Raw genomic sequence first — 19633 nt, 5'->3', positions numbered from 1 at the left:
TTCTGATTTCACAAAGTTACTTGATCGGCTTCACACCGAAAAGGATCGGTCATGACCGGCTGAAAAGCCGGTCAGGGTCTCGTTAACGCCGGCTCAACGGCAGGTCGGCCAGTTCGCGCTGGCTCATACGCTGGATCGCCGGATGGGACAGCGGATCGGCGCGGTCGTAAGCGGATGCCGGTCTGGCGGTCAGTTGGCGGCGCATAAACAGTTTCATCATGACTTTAAGTCTCCTTATTATTGTTCTTGTCATCGCCAAATCCCTCTTGTTGAATTTAGCTATGCTTCTATATAGTCGAATTTTTTGGCGATAAAAATCGACTTCTTCTGCCATTCGGTTTAGATTATCTATAATGAAAAATCTGAACCGCATTCATCTGTCCGGCCTCAGGGCCGTGGAAGCCGTCGCCCGTCTTGGCTCAGTCAAGGCGGCTGCGGAAGAACTCGGCGTCACCGTCGGCGCCGTCAGCCAGCAGGTCCAGAAGACGGAAGCCCAGCTCGGTGCTCAGCTTTTCGAACGACAGAACAGACTGCTGCTTCCCACCTCGCATATGCTGGCGATGCAGCCGCATCTGACGTCCGCGATGACGTCGCTCTCCACTGCGGTGGCGACCACGCAACGCGGCAGGGAAGATGCGCTGACAATCTCCGTCGCCCCTGTCTTTGCAGGCAAATGGCTCGTCTGGCACCTGAAGTCCTTCAGCAAGGCGCATCCCGGCATACGGGTTCGAGTGGAGGCGACGATCGACCTGGTCGATCCGGATACATCCGATGTGGATCTTTGCATCCGGGTAGGCCGCGGCCCCTACCCGGGCGTCAAAGCGGAAAAACTGCTGAACCAGCGGGTCTTCCCGGTGTGCAGTCCGGCGCTTGCCGAACAGATCAGGGAACCGAAGGACATCGGCAAATTGCCGATCATCCACGATCCGGGGCAGATGTTTACCTGGAAGAGCTGGCTGGACCTGTTCGGGCTGGACGAGAGCATTCTTCAGGACGGACCGACGTTTTCCGACGGCTCCCTGTGCCTCGATGCAGCCATTGCCGGGCAAGGTGTCTTCCTCGCCTGGGAGACACTTGCCGTTTACGCGGTGAATTCCGGCCAGGTGATCGCCCCCTTTCCCGAACGCCCGGCAACAGGCATGGCCTATTGGCTGATCAGCGGTCGCAACGCGCCGGAGACAAAGGCGAAGCGAGCCTTTGGCACCTGGCTGAAAGAAGAACTGCAGACCTCCATCGGACGGCCGAAGGGTGCGGATTCGGTGGCAGGAGAAAACCCACTAGTCCGAGGCGGTTAAAGATTTTCCGAGAACGTCGGCCTTCACCGCTCCCCTCTCGCCCATGGGCTTTTCGGGGCCTGTGGTGCTGTCCTTGCGCGTCTGGGCTTCCATTTCACCGTTCAGTTCCGCGCCAAGCAGAACGATATAGGCGGAGATCCACAGCCACATCAGCAGGATGATGACCCCGGCCAGACTTCCGAACGTCTTGTTGTAGCTGCCGAAATTAGCCGCGTAGACCGAAAAGCCGATGGATGCCGCGAGCCAGAGCAATGCAGCCGTCACCGCGCCGGGCGTAATCCACTTCCACCTGGCATCGGACCGGCACGGCCCGAAGCGATAGACGAGCGACAACCCCATGACGGTCAGCAGACCCATGAGTATCCAGCGCACTGTCGACAAGACACCCGCGAGCCAGTCCGGGAGATAGAGGAAATTCAGGATGACAGGCAGCAGGAGCGCAGAGGCCAGTCCAAGCAGCAATACAAGCACGAGAATGACCGTCAGCGCCAGCGTCAGAAGCTTGCGTTTGAAGAACCCCCGGGTTTCATGCTCGTCATAGGCAACGTTAAGCCCCTCGATCAGGCTCGATATGCCCTTTGAGGCCGAATAAAAGGCAAGCGAGAGACTGACGATGAAGGTGATACCGAGACCCGCATCCTGGGAGCCGGCCACGCTTTCCGCCTGTTCGAGAATGATCTCGGACGCCCTTTGGGGAATGAAGGTCCTGATCGTCGCAAGCTGATTGTGGATTTCGGCAGGCTCCACCACCAGTCCGGAGATCGCCATAAGGGCGGTGATCGCCGGAAAGATCGCCAGCAAACCGTAAAAGGCGATGCCCGCCGCTACCAGACCGACGTGATCCTTCTGCACCGCGCGCCAGACACGATAGAGAATGTCGCGCCATCCTGCCGCCGGAATTCCCGCCGGACTGTCTGCATTTCGGCCTACCGCCATCTGGTCCTCTTGCGCAAGCAGGCGAAGCACTCCGCCGGAACACTCCCGCGTTCGAGCGGGCAAATATCATGAGTAAACGCCCGGTCAGGCGCGAAGTTCCCTGAAATGCCTTTTTGCTTGCCAATGCCGGTTCGTGGAGTAGATTGGCGCCCATGAGTGAGCGCACCGCACATATCCAACGATCCGGACCCGCCGCCGACTTGCGCGCATTTGCGGACGTTGGCTTGCGCCTCATTGCGCTGCAGGGCCCCGCCTGCGGGCGATTTAGGCGCTAATGCGCTTCATTTCCAGCGCTTTTCCTTCTCACGGGGTCTCACGCATTAATGCGGCTGAGACCGTGGCAATGTGTGCGATTATTCGCTAAAAGACCCCGACTTTCTGTTTCGACATCATGCGCGCGCCGCGCGCGAACCGGTACTTGAGCACGCATGTCCAATCTCGATACTCTTGAATCCGACCTTCTGGCCGCCATCGAAAGCGCGGAGAATGAAGCCGCCCTGGAAGAGCTGCGGGTCAATACCCTCGGCAAGAAGGGCTCCATCTCGGAGCAGATGAAAACGCTCGGCAAGATGACCCCGGAAGAACGCCAGGTGATGGGCCCTGCCCTGAACGGCCTGAAAGCGAAGATCACCGAGGCCATCGCCGCCCGCAAGGACGTTCTGGCAGAAGCTGCGCTGGAAGCCCGTCTTGCCGGCGAAAAAGTCGACATCACCCTGCCGCTGCGCCCGTCTCCGGCGGAAACCGGAAGGATCCACCCGGTCAGCCAGGTGATCGACGAACTGACGGCGATCTTCGCCGATATGGGTTTTTCCATCGCGGAAGGCCCGGACATCGAAACAGATGAACTGAACTTCACGGCGCTGAACTTTCCCGAAGGCCATCCGGCGCGCGAGATGCACGACACGTTCTTCTTCAATCCGAAGGAAGACGGCGAACGCCTGTTGCTGCGCACCCATACTTCGCCGGTGCAGATCCGCACCATGCGCGAACAGGAGCCGCCGATCCGGGTTATCATCCCGGGGCGGACCTATCGCTGCGACAGCGACCAGACCCACACGCCGATGTTCCATCAGGTGGAAGGGCTCGTCATCGACAAGGAAAGCCATTTCGGTCACCTGAAGTGGGTGCTCAGGGAATTCTGCAAGGCCTTCTTCGAAGTCGACGACGTCAAGATGCGCTTCCGGCCGAGTTTCTTCCCGTTCACCGAGCCGTCGATGGAAGTGGACATCCAGTGCGACCGCTCGGGCGGCGAAGTGAAGATCGGCCAGGGAGACGACTGGCTTGAAATTCTCGGCTGCGGCATGGTGCACCCGAATGTCATCCGCAATTGCGGCCTCGATCCGGACGTCTATCAGGGCTTTGCCTGGGGCATGGGGATCGACCGGATCGCCATGCTGAAATACGGCATGCCGGATCTCAGGGCGTTCTTCGACGCGGATGTGCGCTGGATCCAGCATTACGGCTTCCGCCCTCTCGACCTGCCGACGCTGTTCGGCGGGTTGTCCAGTTAACTGTCAGGACCTTCAAGGGGGGCGTATACCCATGTCACTGCTGACCCGCTTATTCATTCTTGCCGCTCTGTCACTCGCCGCCATTCTGCCGGTGGCAGCCCAGACCACGGATCAGGAAAGCCGCGTTGCGACACCGACGTCGTTTCTCGAGGCCTGTGCCGAAAAGATCGAAAGCCGGGGACGCTTGCGGTTTTGCGACACCTATTTCCGCGACAAGCTCGGCACGGAAGCCGACGCCCTGCTTTATCTGCGCGACCGCATCACTCGGCTGCGGGCCGGCCATGAGGCAAGTTCGGCGGAAAAATACCAGAGCTTTCTCCAGGCGATCTACATCGTCGCTTTCCTGACCATTGCCTCGATCGTGCTGATCGCCAGCGACCGGCGTATCGGCGGCACGGCCAAATGGGCCGGCCTCACCAGCAGCGCCGCGGTCCTGGTGATGGTGGCGATTGTCGCCATGGGCTGGCTGGGCAAATACAGGGCCGAATATTCCGCCCAGTTCGAGCTCGGCATCCTGCGGGACCGAATTGAAACGGAAGCAGCCCAGGCGATTGCCACCGGACAGCAGATCACACCGGAAATGGTGCGCTTCTGGACACAGGACCTCTCCGATATCGGCCGCCGGTTCGCCAATAGCTACGGTCAGGCCACGATCATTCCCGAGCTGGACCGGTTCAGCAACTAACCTCGTTTCACCAGTTTCGCGCGCGCATGCGCTGCACGACCGATAAAGAGCAACACTCATGAAATTCACCCTTTCCTGGCTCAAGGAGCACCTGGACACCGATGCCGGCCTGGAGGAGATCGTGGAACGCCTCACGATGATCGGGCTGGAAGTGGAAGAGGTCACCAACCGCGCCGACCGTCTGAAGCCCTTTCGCATCGCCAGGGTCCTGGAAGCCGAGCAGCATCCCAATGCGGACCGCCTGCGCGTCCTGAAGGTCGATACCGGCGAAGGCGACCCGGTCCAGATCGTCTGCGGCGCCCCCAATGCCCGCGCCGGCCTCGTCGGCGTGCTCGGCCAGCCGGGCGATTATGTCCCGGGCCTCGACATCACCCTGTCGGTGGGCAAGATCCGCGATGTCGAAAGCTTCGGCATGATGTGCTCTGAGCGCGAGCTGGAACTCTCCGAAGAGCACGACGGCATCATCGATCTGCCCGAAGACGCGCCCGTCGGCATGAGCTACGCCGAATGGGCAGGACTGGACGAACCCGTCATCGAAATCGGCCTGACCCCGAACCGCCCGGACTGCACGGGCGTTTACGGCATCGCGCGGGATCTCGCAGCGGCCGGCCTCGGCAAGTTGAAGGAACGCTCTCACGAGCAGACCCGCGGCAGCTATCCCTGCCCGGTCGATGTGAAGCTCGACTTCGCCGGCACCAAGGCGATGTGCAAGGCGTTCGGCCTGCGCATGGTCAGGAACGTGAAGAACGGTCCGTCACCGCAATGGCTGCAGGACCGGCTGACGGCCATCGGCCTGAGGCCGATCAACATCCTCGTCGATATCACCAACTACATCACCTTCGACCAGGGAAGGCCCTTGCACGTCTTCGACGCCGACAAGGTCAGCGGCGATCTCGTGGTCCGTCGCGGCCGGAGAGGCGAAAGCCTCGAGGGCCTCAACGGCAAGACCTATGAAGTCGATGAGACGATCTGCGTGATTTCCGACGACAACGGCATCGAGAGCCTCGGCGGCATTCTCGGCGGCGTGCCCTCCGGCTGTACCGAAGAGACCGTCAACGTGCTTATCGAGTCCGCCTTGTGGGACGAGGACGACATCGCGGCCACCGGCCGCAAACTCGGCATCAACACGGACGCCCGCTACCGCTTCGAGCGCGGTGTCGATCCGGACTACATGATGCCGGGACTGGAGTATGCCACACGCATGGTGCTGGACCTGTGCGGGGGAGAAGCCTCGGAACCGGTCCAGGCCGGTTCGGTTCCCGAGACCAGCAACATCATCGATTTCCCCTATTCGGAAATCCGGCGTCTCTCCGGCGTCGAACTCTCGCACGCGGAAGCCAATGTCGTCCTGAAATCCCTCGGGTTCTGGATTTCCGGCGCCGGTGACACGGTCAGGGTTGCAGCACCGAGCTGGCGGCCCGACATCGAAGGCAAGGCCGATCTCGTGGAGGAGGTCGTGCGCATCATCGGGCTCGACCGGGTTCCGCTCACTCCGCTGCCACGCCAGGGCACCGTGGGACAGAAGGTGCTGACCACCAGCCAGATACGCCGCGGCAAATCCCGGCGCGCGCTTGCCGCCCGGGGTTTCAACGAGGCGGTCACCTGGTCGTTCATCGGCAAGGACCAGGCGGAGCTTTTCGGCGGCGGCAACGCGGCGCTGGCTCTGGCCAATCCCATCTCGCAGGAAATGTCGGACATGCGTCCCAGCCTGCTGCCAGGCCTTCTGGCAGCCGCCCAGCGCAATGCCGACCGCGGCTTCGGGGATGTCGCCCTTTTCGAAATCGGCCAGGTGTTCGAGAACGATACGCCGGACGGACAGAAGATGGTCGCCGCAGGCGTTCGCCGCGGCACGGCGAAGCTGCAGGGTGCCGGACGCCACTGGGCGGGCGCCTCCGGCGATGTGGATGTTTTTGACGTCAGGGCCGACGCGGAAGCCGCGCTTGCCGCAATCGGCGCACCGGTCAACAAGCTCCAGGTCGTCGCGGATGCCCCGGCAACCTTCCATCCAGGACGGTCCGGCTGCCTGAAGCTCGGCCCGAAAAACACCCTGGCCGTGTTCGGGGAAATTCATCCGCGCACACTTGCCATGCTGGATATCGAAGGCCCGCTGGCCGCATTCGAGATTTATCTCGATGCCCTGCCGCAGCCCAAGGGCAAGGGCAGCCGGTCCAGAGGCGCGCTGAACGCGAGCGGCCTGATGCCGGTGCGGCGCGACTTCGCCTTCCTCGTTGCCAGGGACGTCTCGGCGGAAACGCTTCTGAAAGCGGCGCGCGGCGCAGAAAAGACCCTGATTTCCGAAGTCACTCTTTTCGACATCTACGAAGGCAAGGGCGTTCCGGAAGACCAGAAATCTGTTGCCATCGACGTCCTGCTGCAGCCGCGTCAAAAGACGCTGACGGACGAGGAGATCGACGCCGTTTCAGCCCGGATCATCGCCAATGTCGAAAAAGCGACCGGCGGCACGCTGAGGAGCTGATTGCCGGATCATTGAATTTCAAGGCGCCGCGCGGAGATATCCGTGCGGCGCGCTGCTTTCCGGCGGCAGTGCGCCCCATAGCAGGCAGCTGATTTTTCGAAGGATGTAATCCGGCGTTCGCTCGGCTGCGCGCGCTGGAACTCCGGCTATTGTTGCTGGCCCTGCTCGGCACAGACCTTTACCGGGCAGCTGGAATCGTCCTTGGTCGGCACATATGTTGTACTGACCACACGCCCGGCCGACACGCACTGGTTCCTGCCCGACACATAACGGTCGAACTTGTACGGACCGGATTTCAGGTTGATCGCGCCGAACTTGTCGATCAGCGCCTGCGTCTGCGCGCAGGTGAGCGCGGTGGTGTCGGGTTGCCTGCGGGTCTGCGCTTCGGCGGACAGCACAGTCAAGAACAACGCAGCGCAAACCAGCCCGGCGCCGACGCCAAGCCCTGCAATTGATAGTTGTTTCTTGTTGCTGTTCGCGTTCATCGCAAGGCCTTTCCTGAGATTTCAGGCAAAATTATTTAACAAAAGAGCTTCAGTACTCCTTGTTCCATATTTGTGAAACGAGGTCCATTTGCAATAGCCGAGGTGGAGAGCATTAATGTTCTTGCCGGAAAAATTTACGACACGGGCACGACGGCCCGGCGGTTCGTAAACCGGTACGCCATGATTTTCAGATCGATCAGCGGTTATTCCGGTTCTGGTAGCACCTGTTGCCGACCGGGCATTTCGGATCGTCTTTCGTCGGTGCAAATCGTGCCCGGACCGAACTAGCGCGCGGAACGCAATAGCGGGCGTCAGCGACAAAGGTTTCGTAGGTCGTCGACCCCGTAGACATGACAATCGTACCCCGCTGCTTGACCATGGCCTGCGCCTGAGCGCAGGTCATGGAACGCGTATCGGGCCGTGCGGACTGCGCCTGAACCTGCAGGAGGCCGGGATGGAGGAAAAAGGCTCCCGCAGCCGCCAGAACCGGCAGCTTCCGGAAAACCGTCTTGACCATTGCGTTCATCTGCAAGTCCTTCCCGATCGGAGATGGGTCCAGCGTCTGCGGCCATTCAGCTCCTTCAGTCGAAATAGAACGGCTGATTGTTGGAGCATCTCTGGACATAGCACCTGTTGTTGTCCTTGGTCGGTACGTAGTCGCGTTTGAGAATTTCGCCGTGCTGACAGAAATTGCGGTTCGCCACGTAGCGGTCAAACGTATACTGGCCCGTGCTCAGCACGACGCCGCCGCGCTGGCTGATGAGAGCCTGGACCTGCGCGCAGCTCATCGAGCGTGTGTCGGGCCGCCCCGACTGCGCCGCGGCAGGCTGCACAGCCGACAAGACAAGCGCCGCCCCTGCGGCAGCAGCCATCCATCCCAGTCTGCCTTTTCCAAACCCGCGTTCTTCAGGCCTGCCTTTTCCGGCAAGCGGTCCCTTGTTCTGCTGGCTCATATGCATGTCCCGGTTGATTGGTCCTGAATGCGAAATGGCGTCTATCGGCGCATAGTCAAGCCGCTCCGGCGAAGTTTCAGGGTTCCGGGTTTTCCCGCGCGCAGAATCGCGTAGGCTTGAGATCCGCCGATGCTGACGACAAGGCCCCAGCATGACAGCAGATGCCCAGACCCGACCCGGCCCCGATACCCGTCTGGGCGAACCATATGCCGCCCGCGAAGAAGAGCGTATCACGCGGCTCGAACAGATCCTTTCGACGCTCCCGCATGTGATGGAAATTCTCATCTCCATACGTGATCTCGCGCTGCCCGACGGGTGGCTGGTTTCAGGCGGTATTTACCAGAGTGTCTGGAATGTCCTGACCGGCCGGCCGGCCCTTCACGGCCTCAAGGATTTCGACGTCATCTATTTTGACGGATCAGACCTCTCATGGGAGGCGGAAGACGTCGTCATCCGCAAGGTGAACGCCGCCCTGCCCGACCTTGCCCCCTTGCTGGAGGTGCGCAATCAGGCGCGGGTACACCTATGGTACGAACAACGCTTCGGGCGCCCCTACCGGCCGCTGGACTGCTCAATCGACTCTCTGACAACCTATGCGGCCCGCACGCACGCGGTAGCGGCCAGGCTGGACCGGACGGCAGGATCGTGCTCCAGGCTCCCTTCGGCCTTGCAAATCTCTTCGCCATGCGCCTCGTCCCCAACTACGTGCAGCCGAACGAGCAGACATATGTCGAGAAGGCGGAGCGGATGAAGGCCCTGTGGCCGGAGCTGGAGGTCACCCCCTGGAACGGCGGCAGTGTGTGATCCGGGATGCCACCGGGCAAAAAAGAACCGGCTGAAAATCAGCCGGTCCTGTTCATTCACTTGAAGTCTGATCCTGCAGCCACCGGTCAGGCGGCTGCGACGTCCTTCAGGAAGGCGTCGATCGAGCGGCGCATTTCGGAGGTGTCCCCATCCAGGACCTCCGTGGCTTCCACCATTGATGCGACGGACTTGCCGGTCCTCTCGACCGCTTCACGCACGCCGCCGATATTTTCCGCGACCCGGCCGGTGCCGTCTGCCGCTTCCGCGACGTTGCGGGAAATTTCGGCTGTTGCCGAGCCCTGCTCGCCGACAGCGGCGGCAATGGCCGCGGTATAGCTGTTGACCTCGTCCATCGTGGTGGCGATGAGCCCGATGGAAGCAACCGCATCCTTGGTTTCCGCCTGGATGGCGGAAATCTGCGCACCGATTTCCTCGGTCGCCTTGGATGTCTGCGTCGCCAGCTCCTTCACTTCGGCCGCAACAACCGCAAAGCCTCGTCCGGCCTCTCCTGCGCGCGCCGCCTCGATGGTGGCGTTGAGGGCGAGAAGATTGGTCTGTTCGGCGATCGCCTGGATCAAAGTGACCACTTCACCGATCCGGTTCGCCGCCTCGGCAAGGCCGGCAACCTTGGTGTTGCTGGTCTGGGCATTTTCCGTCGCCTGGACCACGATGCCCGTGGTCTGCTCGACCTGGCGGGAGATTTCAGCGATGGAAGACGACAGTTCCTCAGCGGCCGATGCGACCATCTGCACGTTGGAAGAGGCCGTTTCGGAAGCGTCCGACACCGACGCGGCACGGCCGGTGGTATCCTTGGCCACGGAGCCCAGCTCCTCCGCCGAACCGCGCATTTCATGAACCTTGCGGCCGACTTCGTCCAGCCTGGCGGCGATGTCCATCTGGAATGCCGCGATCCGCTCGTTGACGAGCACCTCCCTTCGCCGTTGCGCCTCGTCATGGTCGGCACTCTGGCGCTGCAGGGAGACCGCCTCGGCGCGGGCTTCCTCAGCCTCGTGACGTGCCTTGTCGGAAATGTCGAAAGCCTTGCCCAGATTGCTGGTCATCCACCACAGGATGCCAACTTCAAGCACGACGACGGTGGCATGAAACAGCACGCGGGCGAAATCCGCGCCATTGGGGAACACCGCCCAGGGCATGGCGAAGTTGAGCACGATGTGGTGGACTGCAACGACGGCGGCATAGGCCACCAGCGCGCGCCAGTCGACCCAGCTGGCCAGGATCGCCAGGACGGCGAAGAAATACATGTGACCGTCGAGTTGGTAGGACACCTGCCCGGCGGGGACGGCAAGGGAAGCGACAAGAAGCGCGACCAGCCCGGCAAGGGACATGGCGGTTGCAAGCCGCGTCTCCACGCCGGAGCCAAATTTCATCCAGGTGACAGTGGCAGCCGCCCCGAGGACCAGCGCCGCGCCGCCCACGGCCACAAGGGACACGGTACCCACCAGCCAGGCGGCCGCGATGACCACAGCAACGTTTGCCCAGATGAAATAGACGGCGATCCTGGCGAAAGTATCCCGGAAAGCGTCAAGACCAGAAGTCGTATTCGTGGTTTCACTCATATCGTATTTTCCCCCAAAACCCCATTCCAGCGCGCGCAGAGTTGTGCAACGGCCGAGGAGGCGACAAAGCCGGCCCCGGCCCGATACAGACTGGCGATGAATTCATGATCTTCAGATTCGGTCAGTGCGACCCAGGATCCGTCGCGGACAAAGATGATCGACCCCTCGGCCCTTGCGATGACCTCTGCGGCCGTCAGACCACCCGGCTTGGCGAACACCGCAACCAGCCCACTGCCACCCGGCATGAGCACGCCGAGACACATCAGCATGCTGGCGCCGAGAAAATAGGTAACCGCAAAGATCTTTGCGGATGATGTCATCGAATCAACCTCACACGTATGCATTTACCCGTACATTCGCTGTTTTACTTTAAGAAATGCTGAAGTTTTTGGTTGCGGGCGTCCAAATTTCCCGTGATCCGGAAAAGAATTTGAAGACAGGACGCCTCGAAGACCCATCCTCACGTGCGCGGGCACACCCGATCGGCAAAGCTGAACCAGCCGGGGAAGGGAAATTGCAAACGAAAAGGCCTCCGACCGCAAACGGACGGAGGCCATGAAGCCGTTTGAAAGTACCAGGATCGGCTCTGCGACCGATCAGCTGACTTTGTCACGCTTTCTCGGCACGTTCAGGCGGTCAGCCGAGACCCGTCGGGCAAGCGACGCCCGTGCCGCCGATGCCGCAATAGCCGCTCGGGTTCTTGGCCAGGTACTGCTGGTGATAGTCCTCCGCGAAGTAGAACGTATCCAGGTGGCGGATCTCCGTGGTGATGGAGGCCGGGACGCCGTTCGCCTTCAGGGCCTGCTGATAAGCCTCCCTGGACTTCTCGGCGGCTTCTAAGTCTTCCTCATCTGCCACATAGATCGCCGAGCGGTATTGCGTGCCGGTATCGTTGCCCTGGCGCATGCCCTGCGTCGGGTCGTGGTTTTCCCAGAACACCTTCAAAAGATCCTGAAGCGTCACCTTGCCTGGATCATAAACGACCAGAACCGCCTCGGTGTGGCCCGTACGGCCGGTGCAGGTCTCATTATAGGTAGGGTTGGGCGTCATGCCGCCCGCATAGCCGACGGCGGTCACATGAACGCCCGGGAGCTGCCAGAACAGGCGTTCTGCGCCCCAGAAGCACCCCATGCCGAGAAGGACCGTCTTCATCCCCGCCGGGTAAGGCCCGGCAAGGGCCCTGCCGTTGACGAAATGGGGTTCGGCGGGCACGATCGCCTCGGCACGCCCCGGCAAGGCTTCCTCCTTGCCCGGCAGGGAAAATTTCTTGGACAGCATGGTCATGAACGACATGGCGGATCTCCGGCACTTGCCCGCGCCGCCTTGCCTGCCGGGTGGCGGACGCCTCCGACACACACAAGGACGGGCGCAGGGCCGAGTGCGCTTAACGGTTGATGGTCAGCCATATATGTGGCGCAGCTTGCCAGCCATGCCAAGGGCCGTCCGGCAAATTGACGGTTTATACCCTCCGGCAGACATATGAGCTTGCCTGAGCACGACTGGAGATTGTTCCACGAGAAGCGTGCCGCAGGGCGATACGGGTCATCCCTCGGAACGGGGGGCGCGAAGGAGAATTCCCCCAATTGCAGCCTTCGGAGATTTGTCCCGGTGCCGGCCTACATTGCGTCACCTGCCATGCCGCCTTGCGCGCGGCCGCCTGCCGGCAAACCTGCCCCCTCTCGTCTGACAGGTCCTCAGGTTCGCCGTCTGGCATCAGCGAGCGATCCGATGGGTCTCGCAGGCTTCAGGCAAACTGGGCGAGCTGGCGCCGGCGCTTGGCGCCGAGCCACAAAAGCAGCATACCCAGCGGGGCCAGCACAGCCCAGACCGGCCAGACCAGCACGGTCCGCTCCGCGACATCCCATAGACCCGGCCGAACCGAGTTTCCGACCAGTTCGAAGGTGTAGGGCGACAGGTTGGACCAGACATGCCCCAGCGGAGCCAGATAAACTTGTGATTGAGCAATTGAACTGCTTGCATCCGAGATTCCGGCAACAATCGCGACAGCGAGAAGGCCATATCCCAGTAACCGGAATAAAAATTTTAAAACACTAATCATGGTATATCTTTCTACGCATCACACTTTATATAGTTAATACTCACGCGAGTTCGCCGAAAAAGGCTGTCACGCCTCCAATTGAGCGCTTCCTCAAGGTAATACCACACAATTAATATACTGGTATTGATATGCAACACAATTTTGCGACATTTACCCCGGCAGGCCACCGGGTGAACGCCCTGAGCGGCCTGTGGTTCCGCAATTTTCCCAGAAAAATCCAAAGCTTGAGGGCAACTTCAAAAAAACGCAGCAAGGCGCTTGCGCTCGACCGCGTCATGGGTATATTGCGCGGCACTCGAGTGGGTCGACCGCTTGAAAAGGACAGGTGGCCGAGTGGCTTAAGGCGCACGCTTGGAAAGCGTGTGAACGTGCAAGCGTTCCGAGGGTTCGAATCCCTCTCTGTCCGCCAATGTTTCTAATTTACACGAGAATGCTGCGAATTCGGAATTGCCGACCAAGCTTGGGATAATGCTTCGCTGGGCGACGTGCGCCGCCGAACCTTTGCGGCAACTGATTGCATGAATGGCTTCAACCAATTAAAGATGAATCACATATCCGCCAGCCATTTCGGATGGACGAGGTACTGAGGTGCATATGAGCGCCGCATTGCCTTAGAAAGGTTGGAAAATTCATTTAATTTTCGGGTGAACGAGTTAATTTAGGATGCCCCAAACGTAATAAAAAGGTTCTTATGTATTCAAAGTCCCTTGGTGCCAGCCTCAAACGTCAGTTTGCCATCATCTCCGCACTGATCATCCGCGAGATGACTACTCGCTATGGAACCAAGTTTGGCGGATATATGTGGGCGGTTCTGGATCCAGTGCTATTTATCGGCATCTTGACACTGGTCTTTTCCGCGATCGCACGTCTACCTCCTTTGGGGAGGAGTTTCGTGTTATTTTATGCAACCGGCTATCTGGCGTTTTATTCCTACAGATCAACTGCCGACCAGATAGCCAAATCGATAGAAGCAAACAAAGCGCTGCTAAACTACCCGGTCGTAACCCCATACGATACCATTATATCAAGAATAATTCTCCAATTAATTACATTATTTGCAGTTAATATGCTTTTATTTACATGTATAAATTTATTTTCTCCCATTGGTTCAATTGACTTAGAGCCTGTAATAATCGCAAGTATACTTGCTATTAGCCTAGGATCTGGCGTTGGGGCCGCTAATGCTGTATGGTTTCATATGAACACTACTTATGAACACGTTTGGGGCATCATCAATCGGCCTGCATTCATGGTTTCAGGCGTTTTTTTTCTGCCTGAAGAGATCCCACATCCGTACAGGGAATTTCTAATGTGGAATCCGATGATCCATGTTGTCGGCCTGTTCAGAACCGGATTTTACCCGACCTACAGAGCCGCTTATGTCGACCTAACTTACGTGGTAGGTATAGCCATCTTTTCTGTCGTATTCGGTTTTGTCTTGGTTTGGATGTTCGATGCACGAATAAGGGAACCGAAATGATTAGGCTTGAGCACATGACTAAGGCCTTCAGGCACAAAGGCCGTCTCAAATTTATTGCTAAGGATGTTTCTTTCACAATCCAGCGCGGGAAAAGCATCGGATTGCTTGGCCGGAACGGAGCTGGAAAGTCCACTCTTCTCAAGCTGATGGCCGGAACTATCAAGCCGACTTCTGGAAGAATAATCAGAAGGGCAAACGTTTCATTCCCCTTGGGCTTTCAAGGCAGCTTTAACCCTAGCCTAACCGGAGAACAAAATGTTCGGTTTGTAGCCAGAATTTATGGTACCGATACTCAGGGTTTGGTCGAGTATGTTCAGGATTTTTCAGAGCTAGAAGAAGCCTATTACATGCCTGTTAAGACCTATTCATCCGGAATGAAAGCAAGACTCGCATTCGGCGTGAGCATGGGAATCAAGTTCGACTATTATCTCGTTGATGAAATCACCGCGGTTGGTGACAAAAACTTCAAGAAAAAATGTCGAAAAGTATTTACCAAGCGTTTGAAGCATTCTGACATCATTATGGTTTCTCACTCAACCGAGACATTGCTAGACTACTGTTCAGCCGGAATCGTTCTGGAGGATGGTTCTCTGAATTTCTACGAGAACATTAATGATGCTGTGGAGATACATTCTCAGAACATGGCTCTCAGATAGATTTCTCAAAAACCCAAGACTCAGGTGAACACAATGACCGGCATAGTTAAACCGGCAGACTCGGAAAGACAAGATAGTTCTGTGACAAACCTCACTAGAGTGCCATCAAATTTGCCGAACTCTAAAGAAAAGGAAAGTAGCGACGGCACAATTATCGATCGCCTGAGAAGATCCGGACTTGATCCGCAAAAACTCCTAGAAATTACATTACCAAATAGGACTGCCAAATCATCTATAAAGACGCGCCACAGATTAATTGTTCTTGGATTTTTGCTAATGGTTATTATCCCCTCGTCTGTCACGTCAATCTACATTTTTTTCTTTGCAAGTAATCAATATCATAGCATTGCGGCATTTGCCATTCGCAGCGGCAGTTCGGCCCCTGCTTCTGATTTCATGGGCTTCCTTATGTCCCCCGGCGCTGACTCTACGGAATCCAACAGCTATATAGTGAGCGACTACGTCCAGAGCCAGACCCTGCTGGAAGATATTGCCTCTGAGGTCGATCTAACGGACATTTACAACCGCTCGGGCGCGGACTGGCTGTTCCGCATGGGTGAGGATCTTCCGATCGAAGAACGGCTTTCCTACTGGAACAGCATGATTGACGTGGACTACGATTCGACGTCCGGCGTCATTTACCTGGAAGTCCGAAGCTTCGACCCGCGGGATTCCCTCAGGATCAGCAGCCTTGTCATGGAAAAATCCGAAAAGCTCGTAAACGAACTGTCAGCAAAGAACCGCCGCGAGAGCGTTCGCTACGCCGAAGAAGCCGTGGCGAAATCGGAAACGCGCCTCAAGGCCATTAGGAAACAGATCCTACAATACCGGAAGGAAACCCAGGAAGTCAGCCCCGAAGACGATGCGAAGATCGCGCTGCAGCTGATTGGGCAACTCGACAACAGGATTTCCGAGAAGAAGGCCGAGCGCCTAAAATTCCTCAGTTACCTGGATACTGAGTCGCCACGCATCCGATTGCTCTCCGAGGAGATCGCGGCGTTGGAGAACCAATTACAGCTGGAAAAATCGCGTGTCGGCGGAGGCTCAACCGGGAGCATGGGAGCTTCGATCTCCGAGCGACTCGCCAGTTTCTCCGAACTGGCCCTTGAAGAGGAATTTGCTCAGGACCTCTTCACCACGGCACTTGCAGGTCTCGAACAGGCCCGCCAGGAGGCCAACCGGAACAGCCTCTACCTGGCAACCTTCATCCCGCCGACCCTCTCCGACAGGGCACAATACCCGAACCGGCTGCTATATTCGCTGAGCACATTTCTGATCCTGCTCGGCGCCTGGCTGCTCTGCGTGCTGATGTACTACAACATCCGCGACCGGAACTGATCGGCTCTGGCCGGCGACCGGCCTCAGCCCTTCAAGATGCGCGACCGGCACGGTCGGGCACACCACCTCCGGAGACACATGTCCCTCGAAGGCGTGTCCGTGCTGGCGCACCCGCCCCCTGCGACGGCTCGGCCCCACGTCGGCACGCTTCGCCTGACGAGCAGGGATATCCGTGGCGGGCGAATCATCCCAGTCCCTTCTTCCTCCCAACCGTTTCGGCTTGAACCTCTCTTCGCGACCGGCCGGCATCAGCATCCGAACTCGAAATAGATCCTGCTTTCGCTCGTCAGTCGCGCACGGACGGGAAGCAACGGCCCGCAAAACCATGCAGGCGCACGGATCAAAGGCTTTGGGACGGCCTTCAACGCCTGATCGGCGTCCTTCGGCTCGCGCAGCAAATGAGCGTTTCCCGGCTGCGCACGATCGAAATCGCGCCGCGCCGGGGACCGGTCTGGGGGCAGAGCGTTGCTGCGAAAAGTTTTTGCTTGCCTTATATCGTGAAAATTGGAACGAAAGAGATCTCAGCTTCAACATAGATCATAGAGCCATGATGAAATCGGACCAAAAAATTCCCGAACAAGTCGATGATGACGAAGAACTTCTTCAATTGATGATGGAAGACTATCGAAACTCCGATGCGATTTATAAAACAACAAATTATTGGTACAAGAAAACCAAGAGGCTGTACGGATTTCTTCTACAAAATGGCCTGCGCGATTTCCGTAGGAACAACGACCCGAAAGGCACCGCCGGAGCGGTTCTGCGGGCGTTCGGAGCAACCGACAATCTCAATGCGGCTCTGAATTACGAGGAAGCCTATGACAGGGCGGCATCCTTCAGGCAGAGCGACAACACCGCGTTCCTCGGCAGCCTGAGTGTTTCGGACGTCGGAAATCCCGAAGACCTGCACGATCGCGGCGGCTCGGCCTACACCAATTCCTGGCTGAACTTTTACATAAGATACTGTTACGTATCCAGGTTCATGAACCTGGACAACAAGGTCATCGTCGAACTCGGATCAGGTTCTGCCAAGCAGGCCGAACTCATCAAGAAGGCGCATCCAACCGCGACCATTCTGCTCTTCGACATTATCCCGCAGCTGTACATTCAGAACCAGTACCTGAAAAAGGTCTTTGGCAAGGACTTCGTCGATTACGAAGTCTGCAGGGAAATGAAGAGCCTCGACGGCATCGAGGCCGGCAAGATTTATGTTTTCGCCAATTCGCAGCTGCCGATGATTTCCATTGGGAAAGTCGACTTGTTCTGGAATGCCGCGAGTTTCCAGGAGATGGAACCGAATGTCGTCAAGCACTACCTGGACATCGTGTCGAAAGCCACGAAGAACATTTACCTGATGCAGCACATGAAGGGTCAGAGCGTCTCCACAGTACCGGGGACCGGTGGCGTTCTGGAGGCCGTCACCTTGGAAACCTACAAAGAGTGTTTGCCGGATTACACCGTGGTCGACCTTTCCCGAGCAGAGCTGGCCAATGCCGACGCGAGCAGCAAGACAATGTATTCGGACAGCTTCTGGACCAGAGACTGACGCGGTCTTCGCGCAATCCAAATCCTATGGTGCGGTCTCCGCTTACGCTTCTTCCCCTGGTATTTCCGGTGCTGAAGAGTACCGGATGGGACAGTCATCTACAGCGAACAGGGCCGAGTGACCGGCAACGGCGTGCTGCAGCAGCTGAGCGTTCTGGAACTCGACAAGGCACTCACGGCTTGAAGATGGCCCGCCGCAGGCGCAGGCACAGCTTCCGCTGCGGACAGCGACCCAGCTCGCCGGCCGCTGACTTCAATGCCAATCCGGTCTCTAGCCGTTCAGCAAGCGCTGCCAGGCTCGAACTCTGGGCTGTGTGTCCAACTTTTTCTGATTTCGCCTTCAAAGTAAGGCTCATATCGCCTAAGACATGTTCAGAAACGAAGGCTGATTCGGACCACGGATGGATTGACCAGCAGGGGTGCCTGTCGATCAAAACGAATATTCGGAGATCGTGTTCAGAAAGAAGCCGCCGAGGAAAAAGCTGTTCGGGTTTCCAGCCCGTCCCTGAGGCGGTTGTCTTCCGGGTTTGTCCGACTGCCGCCTTGAGGCGCTTGCTTCGCAAAGGCGCAATGCGGCGGTCCGCCGGGCGGGTCGAACGTGCCGACCAGCCCGTCCGCCTGAAACAGGGCCAGGCACCTCTGCATGAACACCGTTTGGGTCAATTGTGATGAAAGACGAACCTGAATTGCTCAAGCTGATGATGGACGACATGAGCGTTCAGGCCAGCATCCATCGGCCCGGGCCCTATTGGCAGAGATACGCGAACACCACCGTCGACGCGATCCTGCGCCACGGCGTCGCTTGCTTCCGGAACAATCCGGAAGTCGGAAAAGGGTATTCCGACGTCCCCCTCAGCAGGAACCTGTCGCCGATCCTGCCGGCAACGGGCCCCCTGGTTTCCCTGTTGAAATCACGGTTCGGCGAGAACGTGCTCCGCAGGTTCTCCAACGGATCCTACGAATACCTGAGCCGGCTCGCCCTGCAACGGCACTTCGACAGGGAACTGGGTTCATTCCTCAGGGAAACGGCTAGGAATTCCCCCCTGCCCGATACGATGCATGGCGATCCGGCCCGATGGTACAGGATCGCTGGCCGGAAAATCGGCTTCAACTACATCCGCGTTTTTAGCTGGATCGCTGATTTCGAACCGGTCGTCGACTTCGGGAAAGTGAAGGCCGTTCTGGAAATCGGCGGCGGATCCGGCGCCTACGCGCACACCCTGCTGCACAGGTATCCGAACATAGAACGATATTACTACCTTGATATTCCCCCGACGCTTTATGTCGGCACCCAGTATCTGAAACATTTCTTCCCGGGGGACGTTTTCGACTACCGTGAAACAAGATCCCTGGAAACGATTACCCCCGGGAACACCGCCGGGAAACGGATCATACCTCTCTGCCCCTGGCAGCTCGAAAAGGTGGAGGACTCGATCGATTTCTTCTGGAACAGCAGTTCCTTTCAGGAGATGGGCATCGCCATCGTCTCGAATTACATTCGACAGGCGGAGCGTCTGGCAAACGAGAACGGCACCAGTAAATTCGGCATTTTCACCTACGCGACGCCCAAGACCGAAACTCCGGTCAAAAAGAAGAAGCGGCTTCTGCCAAAGAGCGAAATAGTCAATACTTTCGAGAACGGTAACTGCTGGAGCTGTCACGAGGTCGCGCAAGCGGTATCGAAGAAATTGATTTCAGGCGAGCTGTTGTGTTTTGAACGAACAGGCGCAGGACCGCGTCCACCGCTCCCGTAACAATCTTCACGGAGTATTTCCGCGAAAGAGAAGCATCCGATGTGTCGAACGTTCCTCGTGAAACGTCGGCTGGTGGCAT

At 58.2% G+C, this 19633-nt stretch carries 18 protein-coding genes, 1 tRNA gene and 1 pseudogene; 11 read left to right on the top strand and 9 right to left on the bottom strand.

The window, feature by feature from the left end; translation table 11 throughout:
- Positions 1–82: 82 nt before the first annotated feature.
- Positions 83–220 (bottom strand): hypothetical protein, encoded by a 138-nt coding sequence (locus Q1B40_RS03460; RefSeq protein WP_299810039.1) that lies wholly within the window; start codon positions 218–220, stop codon positions 83–85.
- Positions 221–353: 133 nt separating this feature from the next.
- Between Q1B40_RS03460 and Q1B40_RS03455 the strand changes: the two genes are divergently transcribed.
- Positions 354–1295 carry a LysR substrate-binding domain-containing protein gene (locus Q1B40_RS03455; RefSeq protein WP_299810037.1) on the top strand — a complete coding sequence of 314 codons (942 nt, stop codon included), beginning with the start codon at positions 354–356 and terminating at the stop codon, positions 1293–1295.
- On the opposite strand, the gene Q1B40_RS03450 is transcribed toward Q1B40_RS03455, so the two are convergent.
- On the bottom strand, positions 1278–2231 hold the full coding sequence (locus Q1B40_RS03450) for a YihY/virulence factor BrkB family protein (protein WP_299810035.1): 954 nt from the start codon (positions 2229–2231) through the stop codon (positions 1278–1280). The two genes, Q1B40_RS03455 and Q1B40_RS03450, sit on opposite strands and share 18 nt — an antisense overlap.
- A gap of 428 nt (positions 2232–2659) precedes the next feature.
- Here Q1B40_RS03450 and pheS point away from each other — a divergent pair, with 428 nt between their 5' ends.
- Genes pheS through pheT form a run of 3 tightly spaced genes read left to right on the top strand, consistent with a single transcriptional unit; the run spans position 2660 to position 6903 of the window.
- Positions 2660–3742: a phenylalanine--tRNA ligase subunit alpha gene (gene pheS, locus Q1B40_RS03445; protein ID WP_299810033.1), complete on the top strand. Its 1083-nt coding sequence runs from the start codon at positions 2660–2662 to the stop codon at positions 3740–3742.
- Between the two features lie 31 nt (positions 3743–3773).
- The gene (locus Q1B40_RS03440) at positions 3774–4427 is read left to right on the top strand and encodes a phenylalanyl-tRNA synthetase subunit alpha (protein ID WP_299810030.1); all 654 of its coding nucleotides are present in this window, start codon (positions 3774–3776) and stop codon (positions 4425–4427) included.
- Positions 4428–4485: 58 nt separating this feature from the next.
- Complete coding sequence (gene pheT / locus Q1B40_RS03435; RefSeq protein WP_299810027.1) at positions 4486–6903, top strand: phenylalanine--tRNA ligase subunit beta; 2418 nt, start codon at positions 4486–4488, stop codon at positions 6901–6903.
- Positions 6904–7049: 146 nt separating this feature from the next.
- On the opposite strand, the gene Q1B40_RS03430 is transcribed toward pheT, so the two are convergent.
- The 3 genes from Q1B40_RS03430 to Q1B40_RS03420 form a co-directional block, all read right to left on the bottom strand.
- Positions 7050–7388: a hypothetical protein gene (locus Q1B40_RS03430; protein ID WP_299810024.1), complete on the bottom strand. Its 339-nt coding sequence runs from the start codon at positions 7386–7388 to the stop codon at positions 7050–7052.
- Positions 7389–7584: 196 nt separating this feature from the next.
- A complete protein-coding gene (locus Q1B40_RS03425; protein WP_299810021.1) occupies positions 7585–7914 on the bottom strand; it encodes a hypothetical protein in 330 nt (109 codons plus the stop codon).
- A gap of 55 nt (positions 7915–7969) precedes the next feature.
- Complete coding sequence (locus Q1B40_RS03420) at positions 7970–8341, bottom strand: hypothetical protein (RefSeq protein WP_299810018.1); 372 nt, start codon at positions 8339–8341, stop codon at positions 7970–7972.
- A 151-nt stretch (positions 8342–8492) separates the two neighbouring features.
- On the opposite strand from Q1B40_RS03420, the pseudogene Q1B40_RS24695 reads away from it, so the two are divergent.
- Positions 8493–9145, top strand: a pseudogene (locus Q1B40_RS24695) (nucleotidyltransferase family protein).
- Between the two features lie 86 nt (positions 9146–9231).
- Here the strand turns inward: Q1B40_RS24695 and Q1B40_RS03405 are convergent.
- From Q1B40_RS03405 to Q1B40_RS03390, 4 genes are all read right to left on the bottom strand, one after another.
- Positions 9232–10722: a methyl-accepting chemotaxis protein gene (locus tag Q1B40_RS03405; protein ID WP_299810010.1), complete on the bottom strand. Its 1491-nt coding sequence runs from the start codon at positions 10720–10722 to the stop codon at positions 9232–9234.
- On the bottom strand, positions 10719–11042 hold the full coding sequence (locus Q1B40_RS03400; RefSeq protein ID WP_299810007.1) for a hypothetical protein: 324 nt from the start codon (positions 11040–11042) through the stop codon (positions 10719–10721). Before Q1B40_RS03400 ends, Q1B40_RS03405 begins: the two co-directional genes overlap by 4 nt.
- Positions 11043–11358: 316 nt before the next feature.
- Positions 11359–12015, bottom strand: coding sequence for a peptide-methionine (S)-S-oxide reductase MsrA (gene msrA / locus Q1B40_RS03395; protein ID WP_299810004.1), 657 nt, complete (start codon positions 12013–12015; stop codon positions 11359–11361).
- A 451-nt stretch (positions 12016–12466) separates the two neighbouring features.
- Entirely contained in the window at positions 12467–12781 is a 315-nt protein-coding gene (locus tag Q1B40_RS03390; RefSeq protein ID WP_299810001.1) for a hypothetical protein, read from the bottom strand.
- 319 nt (positions 12782–13100) lie between these two features.
- Here Q1B40_RS03390 and Q1B40_RS03385 point away from each other — a divergent pair.
- The 6 genes from Q1B40_RS03385 to Q1B40_RS03360 all read left to right on the top strand — a co-directional run bounded on the left by Q1B40_RS03385 (position 13101) and on the right by Q1B40_RS03360 (position 19554).
- Positions 13101–13190: transfer RNA gene (locus tag Q1B40_RS03385), tRNA-Ser, on the top strand.
- Positions 13191–13472: 282 nt separating this feature from the next.
- The gene (locus tag Q1B40_RS03380; protein WP_299809998.1) at positions 13473–14261 is read left to right on the top strand and encodes an ABC transporter permease; all 789 of its coding nucleotides are present in this window, start codon (positions 13473–13475) and stop codon (positions 14259–14261) included.
- Positions 14258–14917: an ABC transporter ATP-binding protein gene (locus Q1B40_RS03375; RefSeq protein WP_299809996.1), complete on the top strand. Its 660-nt coding sequence runs from the start codon at positions 14258–14260 to the stop codon at positions 14915–14917. The genes Q1B40_RS03380 and Q1B40_RS03375 overlap by 4 nt, the downstream gene beginning before the upstream one ends.
- Positions 14918–14950: 33 nt before the next feature.
- On the top strand, positions 14951–16255 hold the full coding sequence (locus tag Q1B40_RS03370; protein WP_299809994.1) for an RkpR, polysaccharide export protein: 1305 nt from the start codon (positions 14951–14953) through the stop codon (positions 16253–16255).
- Positions 16256–16427: 172 nt separating this feature from the next.
- Positions 16428–17801, top strand: a complete 1374-nt coding sequence (locus Q1B40_RS03365) for a putative sugar O-methyltransferase (protein ID WP_299809991.1) — start codon at positions 16428–16430, stop codon at positions 17799–17801.
- A gap of 667 nt (positions 17802–18468) precedes the next feature.
- Positions 18469–19554 carry a putative sugar O-methyltransferase gene (locus Q1B40_RS03360; RefSeq protein WP_299809988.1) on the top strand — a complete coding sequence of 362 codons (1086 nt, stop codon included), beginning with the start codon at positions 18469–18471 and terminating at the stop codon, positions 19552–19554.
- The last annotated feature ends 79 nt before the right edge of the window (positions 19555–19633 follow it).

It is taken from the genome of uncultured Roseibium sp. (assembly GCF_947496995.1).
Taxonomy (GTDB): Bacteria; Pseudomonadota; Alphaproteobacteria; order Rhizobiales; family Stappiaceae; genus Roseibium.
Note: the sequence above shows the minus strand (reverse complement) of the source record. Positions and strands in the feature narration are given on the sequence as shown.

What these genes read in the sequence shown, in the direction of transcription:
- pheS (WP_299810033.1), top strand. Translation starts at nt 2,660, where the DNA reads ATGTCCAATCTCGATACTCTTGAATCCGACCTTCTGGCCGCCATCGAA.
- msrA (WP_299810004.1), bottom strand. Translation starts at nt 12,015, where the DNA reads ATGTCGTTCATGACCATGCTGTCCAAGAAATTTTCCCTGCCGGGCAAG.
- Q1B40_RS03380 (WP_299809998.1), top strand. Translation starts at nt 13,473, where the DNA reads ATGTATTCAAAGTCCCTTGGTGCCAGCCTCAAACGTCAGTTTGCCATC.
- Q1B40_RS03460 (WP_299810039.1), bottom strand. Translation starts at nt 220, where the DNA reads ATGATGAAACTGTTTATGCGCCGCCAACTGACCGCCAGACCGGCATCC.
- Q1B40_RS03420 (WP_299810018.1), bottom strand. Translation starts at nt 8,341, where the DNA reads ATGAGCCAGCAGAACAAGGGACCGCTTGCCGGAAAAGGCAGGCCTGAA.
- pheT (WP_299810027.1), top strand. Translation starts at nt 4,486, where the DNA reads ATGAAATTCACCCTTTCCTGGCTCAAGGAGCACCTGGACACCGATGCC.
- Q1B40_RS03390 (WP_299810001.1), bottom strand. Translation starts at nt 12,781, where the DNA reads ATGATTAGTGTTTTAAAATTTTTATTCCGGTTACTGGGATATGGCCTT.
- Q1B40_RS03405 (WP_299810010.1), bottom strand. Translation starts at nt 10,722, where the DNA reads ATGAGTGAAACCACGAATACGACTTCTGGTCTTGACGCTTTCCGGGAT.
- Q1B40_RS03430 (WP_299810024.1), bottom strand. Translation starts at nt 7,388, where the DNA reads ATGAACGCGAACAGCAACAAGAAACAACTATCAATTGCAGGGCTTGGC.
- Q1B40_RS03360 (WP_299809988.1), top strand. Translation starts at nt 18,469, where the DNA reads ATGAAAGACGAACCTGAATTGCTCAAGCTGATGATGGACGACATGAGC.
- Q1B40_RS03370 (WP_299809994.1), top strand. Translation starts at nt 14,951, where the DNA reads ATGACCGGCATAGTTAAACCGGCAGACTCGGAAAGACAAGATAGTTCT.
- Q1B40_RS03450 (WP_299810035.1), bottom strand. Translation starts at nt 2,231, where the DNA reads ATGGCGGTAGGCCGAAATGCAGACAGTCCGGCGGGAATTCCGGCGGCA.
- Q1B40_RS03375 (WP_299809996.1), top strand. Translation starts at nt 14,258, where the DNA reads ATGATTAGGCTTGAGCACATGACTAAGGCCTTCAGGCACAAAGGCCGT.
- Q1B40_RS03425 (WP_299810021.1), bottom strand. Translation starts at nt 7,914, where the DNA reads ATGAACGCAATGGTCAAGACGGTTTTCCGGAAGCTGCCGGTTCTGGCG.
- Q1B40_RS03440 (WP_299810030.1), top strand. Translation starts at nt 3,774, where the DNA reads ATGTCACTGCTGACCCGCTTATTCATTCTTGCCGCTCTGTCACTCGCC.
- Q1B40_RS03455 (WP_299810037.1), top strand. Translation starts at nt 354, where the DNA reads ATGAAAAATCTGAACCGCATTCATCTGTCCGGCCTCAGGGCCGTGGAA.
- Q1B40_RS03400 (WP_299810007.1), bottom strand. Translation starts at nt 11,042, where the DNA reads ATGACATCATCCGCAAAGATCTTTGCGGTTACCTATTTTCTCGGCGCC.